This is a genomic window from Shewanella canadensis, from assembly GCF_003966225.1.
Lineage (GTDB): Bacteria > Pseudomonadota > Gammaproteobacteria > Enterobacterales > Shewanellaceae > Shewanella > Shewanella canadensis.
In genome coordinates this window covers 125,191-148,337 of record NZ_RXNU01000010.1, presented here as the reverse complement: position 1 = coordinate 148,337, position 23,147 = coordinate 125,191, and the positions used below count along the sequence as shown (strand labels likewise).

Genomic DNA, 23,147 nt, shown 5'->3' with positions numbered 1-23,147 from the left:
ATCATGCTAGCTGGATCACTGTCTATATTTGTAATCGGAATCTAAGTTCACGTTATTGGATGCCAAAGAGAGATAAGTTGGTGGGTTGTGAGTGGTTCCTAACAGTAGAGCAACATCAGTTGCCCTACATCTCAAGAGGTGTTTGATATTTTTCTGAGGAACAGATACAGGAAAGCCGCATAAATGCGGCTTTCGAATCATGATTAGATGAAGTTAGCTTACTTCACTTCATCCTCTTTTAGCCACTGAGCCGCTCGCTTAGCGAAGTAAGTCAGGACGCCATTTGCACCGGCACGTTTGAAGCAGAGTAGCGACTCCATAACGATGGCTTTTTCGGCCAACCAGCCATTCTCGATGGCAGCCATGTGCATGGCATATTCACCACTGACCTGATAGGCGAATGTTGGTACGGCTAGCTCTCGTTTTACTCGGGTTACGATATCAAGGTAAGGCATGCCTGGTTTTACCATGACCATATCGGCACCTTCTTGAATATCGAGGGCAACTTCATGTAACGCCTCATCGCTATTTGCCGGATCCATCTGGTAGCTGTGTTTGTTACCACCCTTTAGATTACCTGCAGAACCGACGGCATCACGAAATGGTCCGTAATAGTTTGATGAATACTTAGCCGAGTATGCCATGATCTGAGTGTTCACGTGACCGGCTTCTTCGAGTGCCTGGCGAATCGCACCGATACGACCATCCATCATATCGGACGGAGCAACAATGTCGGCACCCGCTTCGGCATGAGACAGTGCCTGCTTAACTAAAATCTCGGTTGTGATGTCATTAAGAATATAGCCATCTTCGTCGATGATGCCATCTTGACCGTGAGTCGTGAATGGGTCTAAGGCGACATCTGTCATGACACCTAGCTCAGGGAAGGCTTCCTTGAGTGCACGAACCGCACGTTGTGCGAGAGCATCGGCGTTATAAGCCTCTTCGGCCATGAGGGTTTTCTTTTCAGCCGGAGTCACAGGGAAAAGTGCAATCAGTGGGATCCCCAGTTTAACGATCTCTTCGGCTTCTTTAAGCAGAAGATCGATAGAGTAGCGTTCAACCCCCGGCATTGAAGCGATCTCTTCGGTACGATTGTTACCCTCTAATACAAACATAGGGTAGATTAAATCATTCACCGAAAGCTGGTTTTCAGCCATTAAGCGACGGCTAAAGTCATGTTTACGCATGCGGCGCATTCTACGCTGAGGGAAAGCACTAGTAATAATATTCACATTCGACTCCTAACTTATATCCATAGATTTTGAAAATGCAGAGTAGATATTTGAACTTCATTCGTGACCATAGCTCATCTGCAAAGCCAAATTTTTAAGGTGTGGTTTTAGTTTTTATTAAGGCTCTGGCGTATAAACCATCACGCAGTTACGCCCATTATTCTTTGCGCGATAAAGTGCTTTATCCGCTTGTTCTAATAAGTTGTTTGGTTGATTTTCGGTATTAATGATCTCCGCACTCACACCTATGCTTATGGTGAGTGGGATGGTTTTATTTTCCCAGAGGATAGGGAGTTCGGCAACCGTTTTTCGTATCAACTCTGCGACCAATACAGCCCCTTCTTCGGCTGTATTTGGCAATATGATAGCAAACTCCTCGCCACCAAAACGTGATACCAGATCCGCTGGACGTTTTAAGTTCTCTTTTAATGTCTGTGCGATAAGTCGTAGGGTCTGATCGCCGGCTAAGTGGCCGTAGTTATCATTAATGGATTTAAACCTATCGATATCTAACATCAAGATGGCCATCGGGGTTTGCTGTCTACGACTGAGCCGCCCCTCGGCGAGTAATCGTTTATCGAAAGCCGCACGGTTTCGAACTCCGGTTAAACTGTCTATCGTAGCCTGCTCGGTGAGCTTTTGGTTGGCTTCGTTCAATTCTCTCAGTGCGATTTCGAGCTCTAAGGTGCGCTCCTGAACCATCCGTTCGAGTTTTTCATTGCTATCGGCTTCTATGAGTAGTGACTCTTCGCGAGTCTGTCTGATCCTTTGTGCCTGTAGTAGAGCTTCTTGTTGGATCCTGAGTTTTGCTTTGCGTTCGTCGTTATAACGAATGGCTAAGACGGCAGCCATAAATAAAATTTCAAACATTAATCCCAGCATTACAGGCGTGAGGTGCTTGATAGGCAGTTCAATAAATCCTAGATACATTAATCCCGTGACGAAGGAACCGGCTAACATACCGCCCCAGGCAAGGGTGTATAATTTAGCGAGTTTATGGCCTTTGAATGCCTGGATCACCGCTATTCCCATCAATAATACGGTAAAGAACAGAACCGAAATGATGTTGATATACAGGGCAAGGGCATAGTTTAAAAAAGGTGTCGTTAAGGTCAGCAAGAGCGCATAGGTCGCACCATAACGACAGATCCGCAACATACGGACATTATGGTATTTAAGCTGGAGGACTTTTTCGGTAAAGAGCAGCGCAAAAAACATCGTCAGTGGAATGAGTAGAAGAACCATTAACTGTTGAAAAGCCGGCCATGTCGGCCAAATAAACCGGAATGCGAAGCCATGTAGAGTGGCGACCAGTAAGGTCACAGAGAGTACATATCCGGAGTAATAGCTGTAGCTAAATGAACGGGAAGTTATCGCGATAAAAAGACTAAATAGACCGATAGCCGTCAACGCACCAAGCTGAAAACCATGCGTTAACGAGGTGGCTTCAATATTCTTGGCAAAGGAGTTTTGTGACCATAAACTCAAGGGTAATGACGCGCTTCCTTCGGTCTCTATCTTAAGGTAGAAAGTATGTAGCTCCTCGGGCTCTAACTCGAAAGGGTAGAGGAAAATATTATTGATCAGCGGCCTTTGAGAAAAAGGGAGACTGTCGCCCATCACCACCTTATCGATGATCTTGTTCTGAATCACATGATAGAGCTCTATTCTGTCAATATGAGGATTTGCGAGTGAGAGTATTCGATTGAGCTCTTCCTCCTCGTAATTGTAGACACTAAATTTGACCCAAAAAGGGTCGATGCCAATGCGGTTATTGTATTCGGGGGTTAAACGGTGCCATTGAGTCGAGCTTAATCGTCTTACCTGCTCAATATCCTCTCCTTCATTGACCGGAGAGTAGTAGAGCCAGGAGGAAAGTTCGAGCACGCTCTCCTCTTCACCACCGATGGCGAGAATGGTTTCTGCCCGGACTCCGGTAGAGAACAGCATGATGAGAGTCAGTAGCAGTAAACCGAGAGACCTAATCAAATCTTTAACCCAAAAAAATCGACACTATTTTGATAGGTCTGTGCAGAGAACTGTTCGGGGTCTTGTCCCCTAAGCTTCGCAATGTATCGGGAGATATAGGGTAGATACTGAGGTTCATTCTTACTGGATTTTGGCTTAGGGCGCATACTTCTTGGCAGCAAGTAAGGACTGTCGGTTTCGATTAAGATACGATTATCCGGAATATCGATAACCAGCTCAGCCAACTCCAGGCCTCTGCGCTCGTCACAGACCCAGCCAGTGATCCCAAGGTGCATATCTAACTCTAGATAGGACTCCATGCTCTTCCTGTCCCCGGTGAAGCAGTGCAGCAGCGCGCCGGTAAGCTCACTGCGATACTCTTTCATTATGGCTAAGAAGTCGGCGTGGGCATCGCGTTCATGCATGAGTACAGGCATTTTGAGTTCGACGGCAAGGGCCAGCTGTTCTGCGAAGGCCTGCCTCTGCATCGGGCGCGGTGAGAAGTCCCGGTTGTAGTCCAAGCCGCATTCACCTATGGCAACGACCTGACTTTCGCTCGCTAGTTGCTTTAGTGTCTCGCCGCTTTGGGAGTGCCATTCACTGGCGTGGTGAGGATGAACACCTGCAGTACAATAGAGTTGGTTTGAGTGTTGCTGACAGCATTGGATAGCTTTTTCGCTTTCCGTCAGACAGCTGCCGATAACAATTAGCGGCGAAACACCTTGGTCTGCCGCTCGTTGAATTACATCATCAATATTTTTTTCGAGGGCGCTGCCAATCAAGTTGACAGCGATGTCTATGTGTTCCGGCATTACTTGATTCGCTTGACTCTAATCGTAGCGTTACGAGTATCGGTACCTAATACGAAAGAACCCAGCGCGGCTTTTTCAACATAAACGGTTTGACCGGCCTTCAGTTTATAATGGCGGCTGTCGCTCTGCTTCCAAACCTGGCCATTACTGAAGCTTATCTTCAGAGCGCCATAGGGATCTTTCTTTACGGAGGTTACTTCCATATAGAGCTTTTCGAGGCTCTTATCTTCTGCCTTGAAATTGCCACCAAACTCATCTTCGGCACTCTTGGGAAGCGTAGCAGGCAAAGTGGTTGGTGTGTTGGGAGCCGATTGAGAAACTGCGACTGCCGGGACAGTTGCAGTCGCAACGACAGGCGCAGCGGGTGCTGCGCTTGTACTGCTTTGAGATGTTTTAACCGTTTCGGCTAACGCATCGAAACAGACTAAACGGTCCAGCTTGTCTGACTTCATAGCGCACGCTAATAGCTCCTGTTCGACGCCCGCATTAACATTTGTCGATACCAGAATGACTGCCGCTGTGATCCAACTTAAGCGCATAAATATGTTCCTTTATGATATTTGAGCGCGCCATGGGCAACTAATTAGCGTGTATCTATTTAGCTTTCCTGGCCAGGTTTATCCTGTTTCTCTTGCTCTTCTTCGTCTTCGTCATCCTTTTTACTGTAGAAACGAGCCGCAATCAATCCCCCTTCGAATAATATCAGCATAGGAATTGCTAACATTGTCTGAGAAATTATATCTGGCGGCGTCAGCATCATACCGACAACAAAGGCACCGACAACGATATAGGGACGTTTTGCTTTAAGTTCTTCAGGAGTCGTAACACCAGCCCAGCATAGGAGTATGACGGCAATTGGGATCTCAAAAGCTAAGCCAAAAGCAAAGAAAAGTTTAAGTACGAAGTTCAGATAGCTACTGATATCTGTTGCAACCTGAACACCTTCCGGAGCAACACTGGTAAAGAAGCCAAATACTACCGGGAAAACGATGTAGTAAGTGAACGCGATTCCCAGATAGAAGAGAAGTGTACTACTGGCCAGAAGCGGCATCATCAGGCGCTTCTCATGCTTATACAGTCCCGGGGCAATAAATGACCAGACCTGATATAACACATAAGGAATAGCGATGAAAAATGCCAGTACCAGTGTAAGTTTAAATGGAGCAAAAAACGGAGCAGCGACATCGGTTGCAATCATGCTGCTTGTTTCTGGCAAAACTTCCATTAACGGTGTTGCCATGTAGTGATAGATATCGTTGGCCCAATAGACCATAGCGATAAACACTAGAAGTACACTGCCAATGGCTTTTAGCAACTTGTTACGTAATTCGAGCAAGTGGCTAATTAGCGGCTGCTGTTGCGACATGGACTACCCGTTCGGTTTTTCAGAATTCGCGCTGGTCTCAGCTGTTTTTGTCTCTGTTGGTGCAGTATCCACAGGCGCAGATGAGCTGGCCGGAGAGATATCTTCTACCTTGTAGGGACGATTAACAGATTGAGCTGCACTTTTTAATTGATCGATGGATTCCTGTAACTCAGGAGAAAGATTTTTGAGGCCCTGACTTTCAGCTTTTTTAAGATCAGCATGCAGTTCTTCAATCTTGAGTTCTTGCTCAAGTTCATCTTTCACAGAGTTTGCCATACGTTTCATGGCTCGGATCCAACCTGTAATTGAGCGGACTGCAACCGGGAGTCTTTCAGGGCCAAGTACAACTAGCCCCAAAATACCGATCAACAGCAGCTCCAAAAAGCCAATACCGTCGAACATAAGGGATTACACCTGTTCTTTATCTTTATCCTTGGACTCAGTTTTATTCTCTTCAGTCTGAGCTGTTTTCTCAGATGCAGAGTCTTCAATGGCTTTCTTATCTTCTTCAGAAGACATCGCGCTCTTAAAGCCTTTAACTGCGCCACCTAGGTCACCACCTAATGAACGAAGTTTTTTTGTTCCAAACAATAAAACTACGATTAAAGCAACGATAAGAAGTTGCCAAATACTAATGCCACCCATGGATAATCCTCAATTTTAAATACTGGTTCTATTATGAACCTTTGGTTATTTAGTGCTAGCTAAAATTTGCGATTCTTAGGTCTCGATCTCCATCCGAGTAACCATAAAACGGTGCCCGCGGAGATACAGCCATAAGAGGCCCATAGTGTAGCGTTTTGATTAAACAAAAGAGTGCCACAGATCACTAAAATTGCCGCTGTAAGTAAAAGGTAGTTACTTTTATGGGCTTTCTGTTGCTGTTTAAGATATCGATCCAGCATCTGGTTCTGTGATTTAACAAAATTTCTGCCCATTTTTAGGTTGTCGTAAACCAACTCTGGCAGTTCGGGCAGTTTATCTGACCAGTAAGGCAGCTCTTGTTTAATTTTTTTAGCCATCCCTTTGGGACCGACCTGTTCTGACATCCACTCTTCCAGGAAAGGTTTTGCGGTTTTCCATAGATCGAGCTGCGGATATAACTGACGACCTAGTCCTTCGATATAGAGCAAGGTTTTTTCTAACAAGACGAGCTGAGGCTGCACCACCATATCGAAACGACGAGCGGTACGAAACAGCTCCAGCAGCACATGGCCGAAAGATATCTCATCCAGGGGTTTATTGAACATAGGCTCACAAACCACTTTTACAGCCTGTTCGAAGGCACCAATATCGGTATCTGGAGATACCCAGCCCGACTCGATATAGAGCTGAGCGATGCGGCGGTAATCACGATTGAAAAAGGCGAGGAAGTTCTCGGCCAGGTAGCGCTTATCCTCTTCGGAAAGGGTCCCCATGATGCCACAGTCTAAACCTATGTAATATGGGTCTTCAGGATGTTCACGGCTTACGAATATGTTGCCCGGATGCATGTCGGCATGGAAGAAGTTGTCTCTGAATACCTGAGTGAAAAATAGTTCAACGCCTCGTTCAGCCAGGAGTTGTAGGTTGGTACCTTGTGCTTTGAGCGCCGCCATATCCGAAACAGGAATACCATCGATCCGTTCCATCACGATTAATCGGGTGAAACAGAGATCCTCATACATGTAGGGGATGTAGAGAGTACCTGAATCCAAGAAGTTGTTGCGGAGCTTAATCGCATTCAAGGCTTCTAACTTTAGATTTAATTCGCCCTCAATGGTGGTGCGGTAATCTTCAACGACTTCCGCTGGACGCAGACGATTCCCTTGACCTAAGAGTGTTTCGAGAACGTTTGCCGCCTGGGACATAAGTTGAATATCGGCGTGGACTTGTTGCTCAACATTGGGACGCAGGATTTTGAGGACGACCGCTTTACCGTTTGATTTTAATGTGGCGGTATGTACCTGAGAGATAGAGGCCGATGCTAAAGGTGTGTTATCGAAGTCTTCAAAATAGGTTTCGATAGGGGCATTGAGCTCAGCTTCGATCATATCTCTGGCTATGGCTGAATCGAAAGGAGGAACCCTATCCTGTAGCATGTTCAGCTCTTCGGCCCACTCATCGTTAAGCAGGTCTCGACGCGTCGAAAGCATTTGGCCAAATTTGATATAAACCGGGCCCAGCTCCTGCATTGCAAGCTTCAGGCGTTCACCACCGACTTTATCTTTATGCTTATTGGTTATCCAAAAAAAACTACAACGAAGCAGTCTGAAGTACCAAGGCTTAATTTTAGAAGGTATTAATTCATCTAGCCCATAGTGAAGGGTGGTTTTTATTACCTGGTAAGCTCGCCTGATACTGGTTGCCGTCATGTTTTAGCTTTAGCCCTGTCTTGTAAGTGGTTAATCCGTGTCTCCATGGCATCGATATCTACCACAAGATCTTCGATTCTATCACTTAAATGGATAAATTCGATTTTATGGGGAGCTAGCTTATACTCTTCGGTGGTTAATTGACCGATATGAGAGCGGCTCTTAGTGAATACTTTAGCAATATCACTTTTAGCTTGCTTAGCGCCTTGAGTTAACAGGTGCGTCGGGGCATCGCCCAGGTATTTTGATATGGGTTCGGCGAGATCAAATTCAACATGTTGAATGAAATGGCTGAATGTTTGAAGTAGGTTGAGATCACCTTCGATACTGAGCTTATCTTCTTTGATTAGCTCAGTGAGGTTAGCGCCTTCGGTCAGCTGATATAGTGTTGTGATATCGGCATTGACGCGAGTGGTGACTTCCCCTTCATAGCGACCTAAAACTTGAATTTCGCGGGCGAAAACTAAATAAAGAGGCCAGCTGAGCTGGCTCAATTGAATGCACAGTACTTTTCCGTGAATGGAGCGCAATTTGGCGTATTCATCAGGAGATTGGTCTACAAGCTGCTTAAGAGCAGTTTCTAATCCAGCGCTGAGTAGTAGTGCAAATTCACGTTTCATACGTTTTCCAATTAGAATTTATAGCCTTTGTGTAGCGCAACAATCCCATCTGTCATATTGGTATATTCAACCTGCTCAAAACCTGCATCGACCATCATACCTTTCAGGGTGTCTTGGTCTGGGTGCATGCGGATTGACTCGGCCAGATACTCATAGCTGTCGGCATCTTGAGTGATTAGAGAGCCCATCTTTGGCAAAATTTTAAAGCTGTATAGGTCATAAATTTTACGCATGACATCGTGTTGAGGCTTTGAAAACTCAAGAATGAGTAGTTTTCCACCCGGCTTAAGCACGCGTAGCATAGAGCGAATTGCCGAATCTTTATCTGTGACATTTCGTAAGCCGAAGGCGATAGTAATGATATCGAAATGGTTGTCAGGAAACGGTAGTGCTTCTGCGTTGGCCTGAACATAGTTCACATTGCCGACGATACCTTTGTCTCTTAACTTTTCACGACCCACTTTAAGCATAGAGTCGTTAATGTCAGCAAGAGTGACCTGACCCTTATCACCAACAAGATGAGAGAATTTTGCCGTTAGATCACCTGTACCACCAGCTAAATCAAGTACTTTCATTCCTGGACGAGCACCGGCACTTTCAATAGTAAAGCGTTTCCACATGCGGTGGATACCAAAGGACATGACATCATTCATGATGTCATATTTGGCTGCTACAGAATGAAAGACGCCAGCTACCATATCGGCTTTCTGATCTGCTTCAACTGTTTTGTAACCGAAATGGGTACTATTCTGTGTGCCCTCTGACATCTATCTGTTCCTATACTTTTAAATTATTATTTGCGAGTGTAAGTCATTCATTCAAGTTGCAGAATCTTTCTACAGCCACTCTGTGAGCTATGTTAGTTATCTGGACTTGGATTTGTTGAAAATGCGTGATAACGCAGGGTTTCGCAAATTTGACTGCGCATTACATCATAATATAAGCCGTTGGTGAATAGCCCAAAATAAATATACATTAAATCCTAGGCTCTGGTAGCTAGGGTCCAGTGTCTACTAACCTATTTGCTGAGACTGTAATCGTCCCTGAATATAGGCGTAGATCAGCTCGCTGATGCTTTGTCCCGTTTCACGGTAACCTGCGGCTATGCCTGCAACATGACAGTCTGGTGCGGCTTCGGCTAAATGAAAATAGCTGCATGGCGTATTTCGGGCTACGGAACTGACGTAATACAGGGCATCCATCAAGGGGATACCCGCCGCAGTCGAGGCGCTGCTAGGCATGTTAATTATCGCATCGAGATCCAGCTCTAATGCGACGGGCATCTGGCTATCGTTCAGCTTAGTTATAATCTCTTTTAAGGCGGATTCGAGCGTGATCTCTCGTCGAACCCAGATAGACTGGAGTGTATGCCAGTGCCCACCGAATGTGGTCAGTTGATCCAGCGTCTCTTCACTATTTTTTAGCTCATGCAGGCCTAAGACATGGTAATACCCAAGCGCCCCGCTGGCCGCGGCATAACTGAAGCCGTTGCCACTGTGACGTCCCTCTCTGGGGCGAAAATCAGAGTGCGGATCTAAGTTAACTGCCGCGACTTTTTTCTTATGGGTTAACTTGGCCGACATCAATAAGCCATAGGCGTTGTTGTGTCCTCCGCCGATAATGATAGGTTCTAATCCCGCCGCCATCACCTGGCTGACTAATGAGATAACGCGTTCATCGAGTCGGTCTACATTTCTTCTCAATGCCTCAGCGTCGGCTCCTTCGGGAAGCTGCAGATCGCGGGTCTCTATCTCCCCCAATATTAAACACTCTTTGCCACTTAAGAATCGGTTCGACTGCAGATTGAGAAATTGTGTCATGGCCGAATCAAATGCATCGGTTGCGCCGCCACGACCTAAGTTGGCACGCGGGCCAATATCTTCACCTATGCCGATAATCGCAAAACGAACCTGGTTACTCTTAGCGCTGACTAATGTGTCTGTAAGAGTTGTTTTCGCAGAGCAAGAATGCACTGTCTGAGCCAGCTTAGTTTCGCCGTCCCGGAGTGAAACGAGTTTCTGGCACTGCTGAGCGGTAAAGGGGATGAGATGCTGCATGTCTGTTGAGTTCTTATTTTGATGCTTATGGATACATTGTGGCTTAATAGGGGAGAGGATGGCAATGAAAGGATGAGAGATAGCGGTTTGTCGATGATGGCTGGTCGATATTGAATGAAAACTTTTAACTGAATCCTAGCGTAGAACGACAATGCTGAAAACAAAAAAGGATGGTGAAACCGGGTTTCATCATCCTCTCTTTATCGACTTCTATTTAAAGCCGTTTCTCTTCATGATTAGTCCATGTCTAACGGTTCTGGAGAGAGGATTATACCTGTGTTATCGGCATAGACATGATCGAGAGGCAAGAAGGTAACGCCACCAAAGTTGACTGGGATCTCCAGCTCACCGACAGAGTTTTCATCGGCGCCAACCGGAATCGAGGCCAGAGCCTGAATGCCGATGTCGAGATCTTCCAGTGCATCTACATCTCTGACCGAACCATAGATGATAATGCCTTCCCACTTATTATCCACAGCTAACTGGGCGATAGAGGCATCGAGCAGGGCACGTCTCAGAGAGCCGCCACCGTCAACGAGCAAAACCTTGCCTTCACCGTCTTGCTGCAGCGCTTCTGCAATAAGACCGTTATCTTCGAAGCATTTAATCGTGCTAATTGAGCCACCAAAAGAGTTACAACCACCATAATTGCTGAACATAGGTTCGACAACATCAACCACATCGATGTAAGTGTCACAAAGTTCTGAGGTGTTGTATTCCATAGTCATACTCCTGTAGATCGGTATTGTGCTGAGTAGATGCACAAATGTAGTGAGTTAACGACAGTATATAAGGGATTGGTAAAAAGAAAAGTGTTATCAATCACGGTATTGCCGATAAAAGCACCTGTTAACATCTTTGTTGTAAGTTTTCGTCACCTGAATAGATATTGAACAGAAAGTATGACCCAGGTCATTAAATAACGTATTTTAATTACATCCGATGGCAGGATTTGTTAGCATGTGCACAGATATTAATTAACTTTACTTTAACTTGCTTTAGGGGCACGGACCCCCCAATTAGCTTATGGATGGCAGAGGGCCTTTGGAAGGTACCTGATGGAAGCTACAAACACGATTGAAATTATTGGTTATTCTGCCTCAGTGATGGTGGCAATTTCACTAATGATGAAAGATATTACCTGGCTTAGATGTTTAAACTTTACCGGTTGCACCTTGTTTGTGATCTACGGTGTTTATATCTCTGCATGGCCAGTTGCCGGAATGAATGCATTTGTTGCCTGCATTAATATCTATCACTTAATTAAAATCTACCGTACAAGATCTCAGCCTGCTGTCACAGCCTAAGTGCATTGTTTTTAAAACATAGATTTTAATGCATAGCGCTGCTGTAACAAGTCATTAGGTTGGCTGTGATCTACGGGTCACGGCATTAATTTAGGCTCTGAATTAGTTTAATAACTGATTAGGAGCCTTTTTTATGCCTATTGTTACCATTAATCATGGCGACGAAAAAATCCGTAAACCGCTCAGAAAGCCTCTGAGGTATCCATTCTCTTTAATCTAACTCCCGTAAATTCATTGTGATATAGGATCACTCGTCCTATATGGCAGTCTGGTATTAATCGTAGATGTCTGATTTTAATTGGTTATGAAGTGGGCCGGGCCGAGGCGATGCAGTATATCGAATTGTGTTTTACACTAATAGAATACCTGAATAGCGTATCCAGAATTAATCATAATGAATGAACCCAGAGCGATAGGCTCTTAACTCTGTAAGCTTGATGCGTATCTGTGAGAAGTTGGGTTTGAGGTAATGAGTCTTATAAGGATATAGGGGAGAAAATGAAATCGACTGTGGGTAATAAAACCAATCAGATCTCTATTCGATTTACGGTGATCAGCATCTTTATCTTGGCGACTATGCTGACGGCTGCGATAGCTATCGGTTTGCAGTATTACTTCAGTAAATCCATGGCCAGCGAGTCCGCCTCAAAAATTTATAGCCTCACCGCGCGCCATACCAGCGACTTTCTGACTCAAGTCGATGAGAAAGCGGTCAATACCGCAAAACTCCTCTCCAGCCTCAGTAACCTTATCGATGCCGAAAATTTAGATGATGATGCCAAACCTGTGTTTGCCGATGTCATGGAGAGTAATGCGCTTTTCTATGCCATATATATCGGCTTTCCCAATGGTGATTACCATGGATTGATCAATTTGGAAGTCAGTCCGGGTGCCAGAGAGCAGTTTCAAGCTTCCCATATCGATCGGTGGGTATATGTATTGGTAACGGGTCAAGGGGGTGCGCGTCAGCGGCAATACTTCTATTTAGATGAGCAGTTAAACCTAAGAGCCCAACGTTCAGAGCCCAGTGATTACTATGCCAATGAGCGCCCCTGGTATGTGAGTGCCAAGGTGCATGAAGTGTATAAGTCTGAACCTTACCTGTTTCATCATCTGCAGGCACCGGGCGAAACTTACTCGATTAAGATACCTGAATCTGAAGTCGTGTTAGCCGTCGATATCGCCCTCTCTTCGGTATCTGATTACCTGCAGACCCAAGACCTGAATGAGCGCGGTGATGCCTTTAGCGAGATCTACCTCTATAAGCGTAGCGGGGAGTTGATCGCCTCAAATCAAAAGGAGCCGGAGCAGTATCCCATCCCGAAATCTCAACCACTTCAACTTACTCCTGAGCAGCAAAAAATCGTCGCCGAGCATTCGATGATTAAGGTGTCCAACGAGAACGATTGGGCCCCTATCGACTTTGCCAAGTCCGGGATGCCGAAAGGGTACAGCATAGATCTGCTTAATATAATATCGGACATGACCGGAGTCGAGTTCGACTATATCAATGGCTTTACCTGGACTGAATTGGTTGAGGGTTATAAGCGAGGGGAGCTGGGTATGCTTAATTCGCTCTATAGAACAGCCGAGAATGAAAAGATGGGGCATTTCACCGACCCGTTTTTACAGATGCCATTAGTTGTTGTGACACAGTCTGGCATCAAAGAAATTACTCACATTGATGAATTGGTTGGTAAGACAGTAGCAATACCACAAGGCTGGTTTGTTATCGCCGCTATTAAGACTCATTTCCCCGGCATTAAAGTGATAGAGGTCGCCTCCACGAAAGCTGTCTTACAAGCCGTTGCAGATGGTGAAGTGTTTGCCGGATTAGATACTGAGGTGATTTTACGTTATACGGCTAAACAGTTCTTCATTGAAAGTCTTGCTTATCATGAATCGTTAGATTTTAGTTTGGCAACAAATTCTGGTGACCTATATTTCCTACTCAACGATGCCGATAAGGAGTTGGTGGGGATTTTTAATCTTGCACTTGCGAATATCACCACAGAGCAGAAAGCCGCCTTGAGACTGAAATGGTTTGGCAATGGAAATAAAGTGAAGCAGGTACGAAGTGAGGGGGCCGTACCATACCCGGAGCTTATCGAAATAGCTAATAATCAAAGTGAATATAACCAGCTTTTATCCAGAACGATTAAGGGGGTTCCCCATTTTATCTATGTGACACAGATTGGTGCTAAGGGGAAAGAGAAGGATTTTTTCGCCGTGATTGTGCCCGAAGATACTGTATTAATGCCCAGTCTGAAAAAGGTGACAACCTCCATCTTTATCACCAGTATCTGTTTACTGCTGGTATTGCCGATTTCATGGTTGTTCTCCGCGCCTATCATCAACCCTATTAAGCTGCTTTCTGCTGAAAATGAAAAAATAAAACATCGGCGTTATAAGGATCTTCAGACGATCGATACCAATATCAAAGAGATCAAAGAGCTGGCAGATTCAATGCTCGATATGTCGATGTCGATTCAGCAGTATGAAGAGAGCCAAAAAGAGTTGATGGAGGCATTTATCCGTCTTATCGCTCAGGCGATCGATGATAAGTCGCCCTACACTGCAGGTCATTGTAACCGGGTACCTGAGTTGGGATTAATGTTGGCCGACGTGGCGGCAAAGTCAACTTCGGCTCCCTTCAAAGATTTCTATTTCAAATCTGAGGATGAGCATCGTGAGTTCAGGATTGCCGCCTGGCTGCACGACTGCGGCAAGATAACCACCCCGGAATATATTGTCGATAAAGGCACTAAGCTGGAAGCGATCTATAACCGGATCCATGAGGTGAGGATGCGCTTCGAAGTGCTCTGGCGCGATGCCGAGATTAGCTATTTCAAACAGTTACTACAGGCTCCTGAAAAAGAGGAAGCGTTGCGCCGTGAACTGGCCGCAAAGCAGAGTCAATTTACAGAAGACTTTGAGTTTATTGCCAGTACGAATGTCGGTGGTGAGTTTATGGATGAGAAGCATATAGAGCGTCTGCACCTGTTGGCTAATACGACCTGGCTGCGACATTTCGATAATCGATTAGGGCTGTCACCAGTTGAGGAGTTAAGTAATAAAGAGCTGCCAGATAGAGGCGACTCACTGCCAGTGGAAGAGCCATTACTCAGTGATAGAACTGAGCATATTATAAAGCGAGTATCTAAAGTTGAGTTCGATCCTAAGTTTGGTATCAAGATGGAGATCCCTGAAGATCAATACAACCTTGGTGAGCTCTATAACTTGTCTATCTCAAGAGGGACATTAACCGCTGAGGATCGGTTTAAAATTAATGAACATGTCACCAGTACGATAAAGATGTTAGAGAACCTGCCTTTTCCTCCTGAACTGGCGAGAGTGCCGCGATATGCATCGACCCACCATGAAACCTTGAAGGGTACCGGTTATCCGAGAAAGCTTAGCGCCGAGGAGTTATCTATCCCCGAGCGTATCTTGGTGGTTGCAGATATATTCGAAGCGCTGACCGCAGCAGACAGGCCCTATAAGAAGGCTAAGCCTATCAGTGTTGCCGTGGATATCTTGCATAAGATGGCGCTCGATAATCACTTAGATATGGATCTGTTTAAACTCTTCCTCTCGAGTGGAATATACCTGGAATATGCCAACAAATTCCTTGATTCTAAACAGATAGACGAGGTCGATGTGGCTAAGTATTTAAGTTAAGGCTAAAGTTCCTAGTTCCTAGTTCCTAGTTCCTAGTTCCTAGTTCCTATTTCCTAGTTCCTAGTTCCTAGTTCCTAGTTCCTATTTCCTAGTTCCTAGTTCCTAGTTCCTAGTTCCTAGTTCCTAGGTTCTAGGATCTCTTTCTCAAGATAATGTATCGATTGTCCGCCTTGCCTGAACCCTTCATCGGCCAGTATCTTCTTTAACAGAGGTATATTGGTTTTTATCCCTTCAATTTTCAGCTCATTGATCGCCACCTGCATGCGGGCAATGGCGGTCGCTCTGTCCTCCCCCCAGGTGATCAGTTTTCCAATCATGGAATCATAATAGGGAGGGATGCTGTAGCCTTGATAGAGGTGAGAGTCCCAGCGAACGCCAATTCCCCCGGGGACGTGAAACTGAGTAATGAGGCCAGGCGAAGGGACAAAGTTTTCAGGATCTTCGGCATTGATCCGGCACTCGATGGCGTGACCGTTGAGGGGGATATCTTGCTGCTTAAGTTTGAGAGGTAAACCTGAGGCAATTTCCAGCTGCGCCTTGATAATATCGACATCGGTGATCATCTCAGTGATGGGATGCTCTACCTGAATGCGTGTGTTCATCTCAATAAAGTAGAACCGGTTTGCTTCATAGAGAAACTCGAAGGTACCAACGCCGCGATAACCTATCTCTATGCAGGCCTTAGCACAGAGCTCACCTATGGTATGGCGTGTTTGTTCATCGATACCTAGGGCGGGGGCCTCCTCGATGACCTTTTGATGTTTTCGCTGCATCGAGCAGTCGCGCTCACCTAAGTGGATAGCGTTTCCCTGGCCATCAGACAGCACCTGAATTTCAATATGGCGAGGCGTTTCAAGATACTTCTCCATATAGAGCGAGTCATTGGCAAATGCGGCCAAGGCCTCGGCCCGGGTTAGTTCGATAGCCTGAATGAGCTCAGCTTCCCCCTTTATGACCCTCATGCCTCGTCCACCACCACCGGCGGTGGCTTTTATTATTACGGGGTAACCTATCTGCTCTGCAAGCTGTTTATTATGCTGATGATTGTCGGTTAAGCTTCCGTCGGAGCCAGGAACGGTGGGCACTCCGGCTTGCTTCATTGCCGCAATGGCTGAGATCTTGTCACCCATAAGACGAATAACTTCAGGGGTAGGACCGATGAAAACAAAGCCACTGCTTTCAACTTGCTCGGCAAAGTCGGCGTTTTCGGAGAGAAATCCGTATCCTGGGTGTATCGCATCTGTTCTAGAAAGTGACGCCGCCGAAATAATGGCTGAAATATTGAGGTAACTATTTAATGCCGACGCTTTCCCGATACAGAGTGTTTGGCTGGCATATTCGAGATGTAATTGCTGGCGATCGGCCGTTGAATGAATGGCCACCGTTTCTATGCCTAGTTCGGCGCAAGCACGCTGTATTCTGAGTGCTATCTCACCTCGGTTGGCGATAAGCACGCGTGTTATTGGACGCTCATTTGGTAGTTTCATCAATGACGATCCCTCAATGAGATTTTCTCACAGCTATGTCTCGATGGCTTTCTCTCAACGACTTCTTCTCAAAGAAAGCTCTGGTCTTGCTATGGGTCTTAAGTGCTGGTTCACTTTTCGCAACTCGCAACTCGCAACTCGCAACTCGCAACTCGATCTATTCATCTTCAATAATAATCAAGGCTTGATCGAATTCGACGGCTTCACCGCTCTCTACCAGAATGGCTTTAATGACGCCGGATCGAGGCGCCTCAATTTGATTCATCATCTTCATCGCTTCAATGATACAGACTGGCGCGCCCTGCTCTACGACTTGTCCCACCTGACAAAGTGGCTCGGCTTTGGGGGACGGTGACAGGTAGAAGGTGCCGACCATAGGAGATATCACAGTGTTGGCCTCATCAAACTCATCTGCAATATTGCTTGTGCTTGATAGTGAAGCGCTCTGTGATGAAATTAGTTGAGAGGCTGTTGAGGTTGAACTTGCTGCCAGGTTAGTACTTACTTCACCGGTCGCCTCTTGTACACCTGCGGGTACATAGATAGGTTGATTGGGAAAGGGGGAGGCCGGGCTCTGACGGCAGATCCTTACCGACTCTTCGCCCTCCTTGATCTCGAGTTCGGCAATCCCCGACTCCTGCACTAACTCAATCAGCTTCTTTATTTTTCGAATATCCATTTTTTTCCAAAGATAGTTATTTCAATAATAGTTGTTCAATTTTTATCGTTAACAGATTACTGCGCTAGAACCTAGAACCTAGAACCTAGAACCCAGAACCCAGAATCAACGCTCTGCCGATTTAGCCTTGAGTCGGCTAACCGCCGATTGCAGTGCAAACTGATAACCCTGTGCGCCCAGACCGCAGATCACGCCGACAGCCTTGTCTGAGAAATAGGAGTGGTGACGAAACGGCTCTCGGGCATGCACATTAGAGAGGTGTACTTCGATAAAGGGAATTGATACACCCAGAATAGCGTCTCTTAGCGCGACACTCGTGTGAGTAAATGCGGCGGGGTTAATGATGATAAAGTCGGCTTCCGTTGCGTGAATGGCATCAATTAGCTCATGTTCTGCATTTGACTGTATATGCTCGAGGACAACGCCTGCATTGGTTGACTCATCTTGTAGCTCTTTGACTATCTGATCTAAGGTGTGGTGCCCATAATGTCCGGGCTCTCTGCGTCCTAGTAGATTAAGGTTCGGTCCGTTCACCAGTAAGATCTTTGCCTTGCCGCCCATGGAGGTATCCTTGATTTTTTAATAGTAATAGGTGAGTAATCGCTGACTATTGCACAATAAGTGACTTATCTGATTTCAACAGAAGTTTAGGGAGTTGTCGACTTTTAGCGTCAATTTCGGCGAAACTATGTAGAGAAAGGCGGCGAGATGAGGTAGAAAAGGCGGCGAGATGAGGCAGAAAAAGACGATAGGTGCTAGAAATCAGGCCCTAGTTTCTCACCACTTAATAATCTGACTTACTTCGTCTTAACGCCTTGGTGGCGCCTTTCTGCTTTTTTGTATCGACACGCCTACGTTGGCTTCCTTTTGTCGGTTTGGTGGCTATGCGTCTTTTCTGAATGATGGCCACGCTGGCGATAAGCTCGATGAATTGGGCTAACGCTGTCTGACGGTTGAAGTCTTGACTACGGCTCTGCTGACACTTAATGATAACTTTGCCGCTTTTTGTGATGCGATGATCCGCTTTCTTTAGGAGTGCTTGCTTGTAAAAATCCGGCAGAGATGAAGCCTTGATATCGAAGATGATTTGGGCCGCAGTAGAAACCTTATTAATATGTTGACCACCCGCACCACTGGAGCGAATAAATTGCCATTCAATCTCATTTTCTTGAAGAGAGACACTGTTCGAAATTTTTATCATGGCAAAATATATCGTCGTTTGGGAGGAGTGTATCTTAACAGAAGATTGAGTTTATTCAGTATCGATATCTCTGGTATGCTCTAAGCACTATTAGGTGCTTGACCATTTATCCTTGTTCGGAGTTTTTCTATGTTATGCAAAATCCCAGATATTGCTGAAGGTGTTATCAGCCTTTTTGCTAGCGGGCGTTTGTCTACCTCTGATTATCAGCAACACCTTAAGCCTTTGATTGAGAGCTATCGTGAACAATCGGGTAAGGTCTGTCTCTATATAGAAGCCGATGTGTTATTAGAGGGGTGGGACTCACAGTCCCTGAAGGGAAGTGGTGAGGTTCAACTGCCTAACTTCGACGGTTTAGTCCTGGTGGGGGGGCCCGATTGGTTCGGTGACGCCGTGCGTCTGATGGGGCCGTTTATGCAAGGCGAGGTAGCTTGGTACCCATTAGAGGAAAAAGAGTTGGCAAAAGATTGGATTGCCACCAATTTAGATAAGTAAATGATCAGATATTGTTATTAAATAAGACATTAGCTGTGTCGTTATTTTATAATATAAAGCCGCCACTAATGTTTTTATAGAGAGTAGACGCTGGTGGCAATCATAACTTAAGGAAAATCAAATGCTTTCAAAAAATGGAACATCACTTAACGCCTCGGCTAGATTTATCTCTATCGCGCTGGCTGGGATTTTCATGGCTGGCTTAAGTGGTTGTGCACCAGAAGTCGGCAGCGAAAAGTGGTGTAAGCAGATGAGCGAAAAAGACTCAGGTGATTGGTCTGCGAACGAAGCGGCCGATTATGCTAAGCACTGCGTATTTAAATAACATCATTCGATGTGATGCAGGCAATACTTTAGATTTTGAATCCTAAGTTTATATTGTCTGCGCTGAACTTTCAGATACAATCGCAGTCAGATTTAAAACAGGTTCAGTAGCACTCTTTTTAAGGTATTTTTTGCGCTATCAATTTCGTCTATTCACCCACAAGGTCGCCATTGCGTTGATCGCCGTTGTGCTGCTGCAGTTTGCAGGGGCTAACTTAGGCGCGCATCAGTTGCATCTTGGGAGTCATGACGAAGAGTCGGAAAATCACCCCCATCTGCAGTTTACTGCCGAGATCACCAGCCTGGCTCAGTGTGTCGATTGCACATGCTCAGCCGAAACCGAATTTGATTTCAAAAGCTTAGACTCGAGCAAAAATTTTGCATCAAGCAATGATCCTAGTAGCACTCATTCACACCTCGTGAGTAAGACTGAAACTAAAACCTTCGATCTTTGCCTCGATTGTCAGTGTCATGGCGGTCACGTTACTGCTATGTCTATCAACTCAACGACTCCTTTGGCCCCTGTGGACGATGCTCTTACCAGCATCAGTAGTAATTACCTGCCACCGGAAGCCCTACCGGACTACCGCCCCCCTATCGCATAACCTTTTCGTTTCTGGTTACGAGCCCTCGGCTTATCGCTGGAAGCAAGATCATTTAAAGCAGTTAATTGGAATCCAATGGCCCAGTGCCATGTGGCTCCTGATAATGATTTAACCCAAGAACAGCTCCGTATATGTGTTGTATTCGCGCTTCTGAATTCAGTTTCAGCAGGCCTGAACCCCGCATAGTTCAAAGCTTCTTGGGATAGGACATGCGATGAAAAAAACAATAATTGCCAGCCTATTGTTAGCTTATTTAACAAGTGGAGCCGCGAGTGCTCAGGCTGCTATAGAAGCAGACTTACAAGCCCCATCTCTGGCTTATACACCATGTACATCGGCGAACAAGAGTGCTAACCAAACCCATTTCGAGTCTTGGCTACCTGGCCTGATGCAGAGCTTCAACGCCTTGCCTGAAGTTGCCGCTCAACAGGCGAGACGCACTCAAGCCGAGTTGAGTATTAAGGCGGCCGATCAGGCGGTCTATAATCCTGAGCTGGGTTTGGATTACCAGAATGCGAGTGAAGATACCTATACGCTCGGCATCAGCCAGACCATTGATTGGGGGGATAAGCGTGGTGCGGCGACACGTAAAGCCCAGCTTGAGTCTGAAATTATGCTCTCCGATATCTCGTTGGAGCGAAGTCAGATGTTGGCCGGTTCGATACAGGCACTCGTCGAACAAGCTCAAAACCGAAAGGCGGTAGTGTTTCAAAAACAGCAACTGCAAGCGGCTAAGACGCAATTTGAGATCGCCAAGCAGCAGATGCAGGTCGGTGATCTATCGGCTGTAGAACTTAAATTGATTCAACTCGATGTGGCGAGTAAAGCCGCCGACTACGCAATAGCCGAGCAAGCCTCCATCACCGCTGATGCCAATGTGTTGATGTTATTCGGGGATAGCGAACTGCCCTTTAGCGGATTTCTCGGGGCGTTAACGCTTCCAAAGATATCGACACAGGTAGATCCTGAGTTACCCGCTTTGAGAAGTGCTTATCAGCAAGTGCTATTAGCCAAGGTGACGGTTCAACAGGTGAAGGCCGACACATCAGCCGATCCCACCGTCAGCTTAAATGCCGAGCGCGAGGGTGAAGAGAACAAGTTCGGGGTTGGTATCTCAATTCCCTTGCAGATCCGCAATAATTACAGTGAAACCTTAGCCGTGGCCAGCCAGGACATTGCCGTTGCCGAGCAAACTTATCTGGCGCGTGAAAGGGTGCTGATTCAACAGCAGAAGAAGTTCCATTTAAGTCTGCCAAGACTCACCGAGCGCTATCAAGATTGGCGTGAATTGGTGCTGACTTCGGGTCAGGAAGCCGCATCGGCATTGGCTCAACAATGGCGAGCCGGTGACATCAATACCAGTGATTATCTGCAGAGTCAGCGTCAGCTTTCAAGCAGTTACCTTGTCGGCTTGACTCTGGAGACGGCTCTGTATCAGAGCTGGCTGGAGTGGATGGGCGCCAGCGGGCAACTTGAATCATTTCTTCAGGCACAACTTTCAGCTCAGCCCTCGCATTCAGCATCAAATACGGCTGCAGCACTGTAATCAGACGGAATAATGAATATGAAAAACCAGCAATCAGTTAATAATAGTTTCGAGCTCAATGCGACAGGCAATGCGACAACCAATGCGATCACCAGAGCCATGGGCTTTGGTCTGTTTATCACCTTAGCCGCAGCTATCTCGCTACCCTCTGCCGCATTTGCGGGCGAAGGACATGATCATGGCGCCGAAACGGCGGATAAAACAGAACTCAGCACTACCTCATTAGAGAATATCTCACTGGAAACCGCCGATGACGGACATGGCCATGGAGAGGAAGAGGGACATGATCATGAGGCCGAATCTGTTGAGAAAGCTGAACTCAAAAATGCCTCACCGGAAACCGCCGATGATGGACACGGGCATGGAGAGGAAGCGGAAGAGGAGGGGCATGCACTGCAGCTTACTGCAGAGCAGCAACAGCTGGCAGGCATTGAGGTTGCCAGGCTCTCAGAAGAGTCGTTCAGTCTAGAGGCTGTGGCAACGGCGACCTTAGTGGTCGACAGAGACAGAACTATGACTCTGGCGCCTCAGCTGGATGTCAGAATTGAGCAGCGTCATGTCGTACCTGGACAAGAGGTGAAAAAAGGGCAGCCCTTGCTGACCTTAGGCGGCGTTGCTGTTGCTCAGGCGCAGGCCGAATACATCAATGCCGCGGCCGAATGGAGTCGTGTTAAGCGTATGAGTAAGAGCGCAGTCAGTGCGAGCCGCCGTCTTCAGGCGCAGGTCGATGCAGAACTTAAGCGTGCAACCCTTGAAGCGATGAAGATGACCAGCTCTCAGATCGGCGCGTTAGAGTCTAATCCTGAGACTATCGGTAGCTATCAACTGCTTGCGCCTATCAATGGGCGCGTGCAGCAAGATCTTGCCATGTTGGGTCAGGTCATTGCTGCGGGGACGGCTCTGATGCAGATAACCGATGAATCACACCTATGGGTCGAAGCTCAGGTCACGCCAAAGCAGTCTGAGAACGTGAGTGTCGGCAGTAAGGCGCTGGTTCGGGTCGGGGATAAAACCTTAGAGGCTAAGATCATCGGTCGTTCTCATGAACTCGATAGTGTGACTCGCACCGAGCAGATCCTAGTGAGTCTTGAAAATCCCGGCCACGTCATTCATGCGGGTCAATTTGCTGAGTTATATCTTCCGAATGCAGTGCAAGGGGGCGTCATTCTTCCCGATGCGGCACTGACGCGTGGTGGCGATGGTGATTGGCAGGTGTTTATTCAAGATGAGGATGGCTTCGAGGCCGTCGAAGTGGAAGTGGTTCAACGTCAGCGCGGCATGAACTTAGTTCGTGGTCTGGCTGCGGGCAGTAATGTTGTGGTATCCGGGGCATTCTTTCTGGCCTCAGAGCAAGCCAAATCAGGCTTCGATATCCATAACCACTAATTACCACTAAGGCTCGCTCCGAGA

At 46.5% G+C, this 23,147-nt stretch carries 23 protein-coding genes; 7 read left to right on the top strand and 16 right to left on the bottom strand.

Annotation, left to right across the window (positions count from 1 at the left end; genetic code table 11):
- Positions 1 to 218: 218 nt before the first annotated feature.
- The 12 genes from hemB to rraA form a co-directional block, all read right to left on the bottom strand.
- On the bottom strand, positions 219 to 1,235 hold the full coding sequence (gene hemB, locus EKG38_RS17380; protein ID WP_126521488.1) for a porphobilinogen synthase: 1,017 nt from the start codon (positions 1,233 to 1,235) through the stop codon (positions 219 to 221).
- A 117-nt stretch (positions 1,236 to 1,352) separates the two neighbouring features.
- The gene (locus EKG38_RS17375) at positions 1,353 to 3,185 is read right to left on the bottom strand and encodes a sensor domain-containing diguanylate cyclase (RefSeq protein WP_126521504.1); all 1,833 of its coding nucleotides are present in this window, start codon (positions 3,183 to 3,185) and stop codon (positions 1,353 to 1,355) included.
- A 35-nt stretch (positions 3,186 to 3,220) separates the two neighbouring features.
- Positions 3,221 to 4,015: a TatD family hydrolase gene (locus EKG38_RS17370; protein WP_126521487.1), complete on the bottom strand. Its 795-nt coding sequence runs from the start codon at positions 4,013 to 4,015 to the stop codon at positions 3,221 to 3,223.
- Positions 4,015 to 4,554, bottom strand: a complete 540-nt coding sequence (locus EKG38_RS17365; RefSeq protein ID WP_126521486.1) for a hypothetical protein — start codon at positions 4,552 to 4,554, stop codon at positions 4,015 to 4,017. The genes EKG38_RS17370 and EKG38_RS17365 overlap by 1 nt, the downstream gene beginning before the upstream one ends.
- Before the next feature lie 59 nt (positions 4,555 to 4,613).
- The gene (gene tatC / locus EKG38_RS17360) at positions 4,614 to 5,381 is read right to left on the bottom strand and encodes a twin-arginine translocase subunit TatC (RefSeq protein WP_126521485.1); all 768 of its coding nucleotides are present in this window, start codon (positions 5,379 to 5,381) and stop codon (positions 4,614 to 4,616) included.
- Between the two features lie 3 nt (positions 5,382 to 5,384).
- Positions 5,385 to 5,783, bottom strand: a complete 399-nt coding sequence (gene tatB, locus EKG38_RS17355) for a Sec-independent protein translocase protein TatB (RefSeq protein ID WP_126521484.1) — start codon at positions 5,781 to 5,783, stop codon at positions 5,385 to 5,387.
- Between the two features lie 6 nt (positions 5,784 to 5,789).
- Entirely contained in the window at positions 5,790 to 6,026 is a 237-nt protein-coding gene (gene tatA, locus EKG38_RS17350) for a Sec-independent protein translocase subunit TatA (RefSeq protein WP_126521483.1), read from the bottom strand.
- A gap of 59 nt (positions 6,027 to 6,085) precedes the next feature.
- A complete protein-coding gene (gene ubiB, locus EKG38_RS17345) occupies positions 6,086 to 7,735 on the bottom strand; it encodes a ubiquinone biosynthesis regulatory protein kinase UbiB (protein WP_126521482.1) in 1,650 nt (549 codons plus the stop codon).
- Positions 7,732 to 8,355 (bottom strand): ubiquinone biosynthesis accessory factor UbiJ, encoded by a 624-nt coding sequence (locus EKG38_RS17340; protein ID WP_126521481.1) that lies wholly within the window; start codon positions 8,353 to 8,355, stop codon positions 7,732 to 7,734. Before EKG38_RS17340 ends, ubiB begins: the two co-directional genes overlap by 4 nt.
- Positions 8,356 to 8,366: 11 nt before the next feature.
- On the bottom strand, positions 8,367 to 9,122 hold the full coding sequence (ubiE, locus tag EKG38_RS17335; RefSeq protein WP_126521480.1) for a bifunctional demethylmenaquinone methyltransferase/2-methoxy-6-polyprenyl-1,4-benzoquinol methylase UbiE: 756 nt from the start codon (positions 9,120 to 9,122) through the stop codon (positions 8,367 to 8,369).
- A gap of 246 nt (positions 9,123 to 9,368) precedes the next feature.
- Positions 9,369 to 10,412, bottom strand: coding sequence for a formimidoylglutamase (locus tag EKG38_RS17330; RefSeq protein ID WP_126521479.1), 1,044 nt, complete (start codon positions 10,410 to 10,412; stop codon positions 9,369 to 9,371).
- A 236-nt stretch (positions 10,413 to 10,648) separates the two neighbouring features.
- Entirely contained in the window at positions 10,649 to 11,134 is a 486-nt protein-coding gene (gene rraA, locus EKG38_RS17325) for a ribonuclease E activity regulator RraA (protein WP_126521478.1), read from the bottom strand.
- Positions 11,135 to 11,470: 336 nt separating this feature from the next.
- Between rraA and EKG38_RS17320 the strand changes: the two genes are divergently transcribed.
- Together EKG38_RS17320 and EKG38_RS17315 are read left to right on the top strand one after the other, a co-directional pair.
- Complete coding sequence (locus tag EKG38_RS17320) at positions 11,471 to 11,719, top strand: YgjV family protein (protein WP_126521477.1); 249 nt, start codon at positions 11,471 to 11,473, stop codon at positions 11,717 to 11,719.
- A gap of 498 nt (positions 11,720 to 12,217) precedes the next feature.
- On the top strand, positions 12,218 to 15,400 hold the full coding sequence (locus EKG38_RS17315; RefSeq protein WP_126521476.1) for an HD domain-containing phosphohydrolase: 3,183 nt from the start codon (positions 12,218 to 12,220) through the stop codon (positions 15,398 to 15,400).
- Between the two features lie 116 nt (positions 15,401 to 15,516).
- Here the strand turns inward: EKG38_RS17315 and accC are convergent, their stop codons facing one another.
- The 4 genes from accC to arfB all read right to left on the bottom strand — a co-directional run bounded on the left by accC (position 15,517) and on the right by arfB (position 18,767).
- Positions 15,517 to 16,887 carry an acetyl-CoA carboxylase biotin carboxylase subunit gene (accC, locus tag EKG38_RS17310; RefSeq protein WP_126521475.1) on the bottom strand — a complete coding sequence of 457 codons (1,371 nt, stop codon included), beginning with the start codon at positions 16,885 to 16,887 and terminating at the stop codon, positions 15,517 to 15,519.
- 157 nt (positions 16,888 to 17,044) lie between these two features.
- Positions 17,045 to 17,566 (bottom strand): acetyl-CoA carboxylase biotin carboxyl carrier protein, encoded by a 522-nt coding sequence (gene accB / locus EKG38_RS17305; protein ID WP_126521474.1) that lies wholly within the window; start codon positions 17,564 to 17,566, stop codon positions 17,045 to 17,047.
- Between the two features lie 105 nt (positions 17,567 to 17,671).
- Positions 17,672 to 18,127, bottom strand: coding sequence for a type II 3-dehydroquinate dehydratase (gene aroQ / locus EKG38_RS17300; RefSeq protein WP_126521473.1), 456 nt, complete (start codon positions 18,125 to 18,127; stop codon positions 17,672 to 17,674).
- A 223-nt stretch (positions 18,128 to 18,350) separates the two neighbouring features.
- Entirely contained in the window at positions 18,351 to 18,767 is a 417-nt protein-coding gene (arfB, locus tag EKG38_RS17295) for an alternative ribosome rescue aminoacyl-tRNA hydrolase ArfB (protein ID WP_126521472.1), read from the bottom strand.
- 129 nt (positions 18,768 to 18,896) lie between these two features.
- On the opposite strand from arfB, the gene EKG38_RS17290 reads away from it, so the two are divergent.
- The 5 genes from EKG38_RS17290 to EKG38_RS17270 all read left to right on the top strand — a co-directional run bounded on the left by EKG38_RS17290 (position 18,897) and on the right by EKG38_RS17270 (position 23,123).
- Positions 18,897 to 19,262: a SpoIIAA family protein gene (locus tag EKG38_RS17290; protein ID WP_126521471.1), complete on the top strand. Its 366-nt coding sequence runs from the start codon at positions 18,897 to 18,899 to the stop codon at positions 19,260 to 19,262.
- 121 nt (positions 19,263 to 19,383) lie between these two features.
- Positions 19,384 to 19,587: a DUF3012 domain-containing protein gene (locus tag EKG38_RS17285; protein WP_126521470.1), complete on the top strand. Its 204-nt coding sequence runs from the start codon at positions 19,384 to 19,386 to the stop codon at positions 19,585 to 19,587.
- A gap of 130 nt (positions 19,588 to 19,717) precedes the next feature.
- Positions 19,718 to 20,191: a hypothetical protein gene (locus EKG38_RS17280; RefSeq protein WP_126521469.1), complete on the top strand. Its 474-nt coding sequence runs from the start codon at positions 19,718 to 19,720 to the stop codon at positions 20,189 to 20,191.
- A gap of 214 nt (positions 20,192 to 20,405) precedes the next feature.
- Complete coding sequence (locus EKG38_RS17275; protein ID WP_126521468.1) at positions 20,406 to 21,737, top strand: TolC family protein; 1,332 nt, start codon at positions 20,406 to 20,408, stop codon at positions 21,735 to 21,737.
- A 12-nt stretch (positions 21,738 to 21,749) separates the two neighbouring features.
- Positions 21,750 to 23,123 carry an efflux RND transporter periplasmic adaptor subunit gene (locus tag EKG38_RS17270; RefSeq protein ID WP_439332666.1) on the top strand — a complete coding sequence of 458 codons (1,374 nt, stop codon included), beginning with the start codon at positions 21,750 to 21,752 and terminating at the stop codon, positions 23,121 to 23,123.
- Positions 23,124 to 23,147: the final 24 nt, after the last annotated feature.

Bases quoted from the DNA above. Each gene is read 5' to 3' on its own strand.
- EKG38_RS17365 (WP_126521486.1), bottom strand. From the start codon at position 4,554: ATGCGCTTAAGTTGGATCACAGCGGCAGTCATTCTGGTATCGACAAAT.
- accC (WP_126521475.1), bottom strand. From the start codon at position 16,887: ATGAAACTACCAAATGAGCGTCCAATAACACGCGTGCTTATCGCCAAC.
- ubiB (WP_126521482.1), bottom strand. From the start codon at position 7,735: ATGACGGCAACCAGTATCAGGCGAGCTTACCAGGTAATAAAAACCACC.
- EKG38_RS17275 (WP_126521468.1), top strand. From the start codon at position 20,406: ATGAAAAAAACAATAATTGCCAGCCTATTGTTAGCTTATTTAACAAGT.
- EKG38_RS17370 (WP_126521487.1), bottom strand. From the start codon at position 4,015: ATGCCGGAACACATAGACATCGCTGTCAACTTGATTGGCAGCGCCCTC.
- tatC (WP_126521485.1), bottom strand. From the start codon at position 5,381: ATGTCGCAACAGCAGCCGCTAATTAGCCACTTGCTCGAATTACGTAAC.
- EKG38_RS17290 (WP_126521471.1), top strand. From the start codon at position 18,897: ATGTTATGCAAAATCCCAGATATTGCTGAAGGTGTTATCAGCCTTTTT.
- EKG38_RS17340 (WP_126521481.1), bottom strand. From the start codon at position 8,355: ATGAAACGTGAATTTGCACTACTACTCAGCGCTGGATTAGAAACTGCT.
- EKG38_RS17375 (WP_126521504.1), bottom strand. From the start codon at position 3,185: ATGCTGTTCTCTACCGGAGTCCGGGCAGAAACCATTCTCGCCATCGGT.
- EKG38_RS17330 (WP_126521479.1), bottom strand. From the start codon at position 10,412: ATGCAGCATCTCATCCCCTTTACCGCTCAGCAGTGCCAGAAACTCGTT.
- EKG38_RS17285 (WP_126521470.1), top strand. From the start codon at position 19,384: ATGCTTTCAAAAAATGGAACATCACTTAACGCCTCGGCTAGATTTATC.
- tatA (WP_126521483.1), bottom strand. From the start codon at position 6,026: ATGGGTGGCATTAGTATTTGGCAACTTCTTATCGTTGCTTTAATCGTA.
- arfB (WP_126521472.1), bottom strand. From the start codon at position 18,767: ATGATAAAAATTTCGAACAGTGTCTCTCTTCAAGAAAATGAGATTGAA.
- accB (WP_126521474.1), bottom strand. From the start codon at position 17,566: ATGGATATTCGAAAAATAAAGAAGCTGATTGAGTTAGTGCAGGAGTCG.
- tatB (WP_126521484.1), bottom strand. From the start codon at position 5,783: ATGTTCGACGGTATTGGCTTTTTGGAGCTGCTGTTGATCGGTATTTTG.
- aroQ (WP_126521473.1), bottom strand. From the start codon at position 18,127: ATGGGCGGCAAGGCAAAGATCTTACTGGTGAACGGACCGAACCTTAAT.
- EKG38_RS17270 (WP_439332666.1), top strand. From the start codon at position 21,750: ATGAATATGAAAAACCAGCAATCAGTTAATAATAGTTTCGAGCTCAAT.
- rraA (WP_126521478.1), bottom strand. From the start codon at position 11,134: ATGGAATACAACACCTCAGAACTTTGTGACACTTACATCGATGTGGTT.
- EKG38_RS17315 (WP_126521476.1), top strand. From the start codon at position 12,218: ATGAAATCGACTGTGGGTAATAAAACCAATCAGATCTCTATTCGATTT.
- EKG38_RS17320 (WP_126521477.1), top strand. From the start codon at position 11,471: ATGGAAGCTACAAACACGATTGAAATTATTGGTTATTCTGCCTCAGTG.
- ubiE (WP_126521480.1), bottom strand. From the start codon at position 9,122: ATGTCAGAGGGCACACAGAATAGTACCCATTTCGGTTACAAAACAGTT.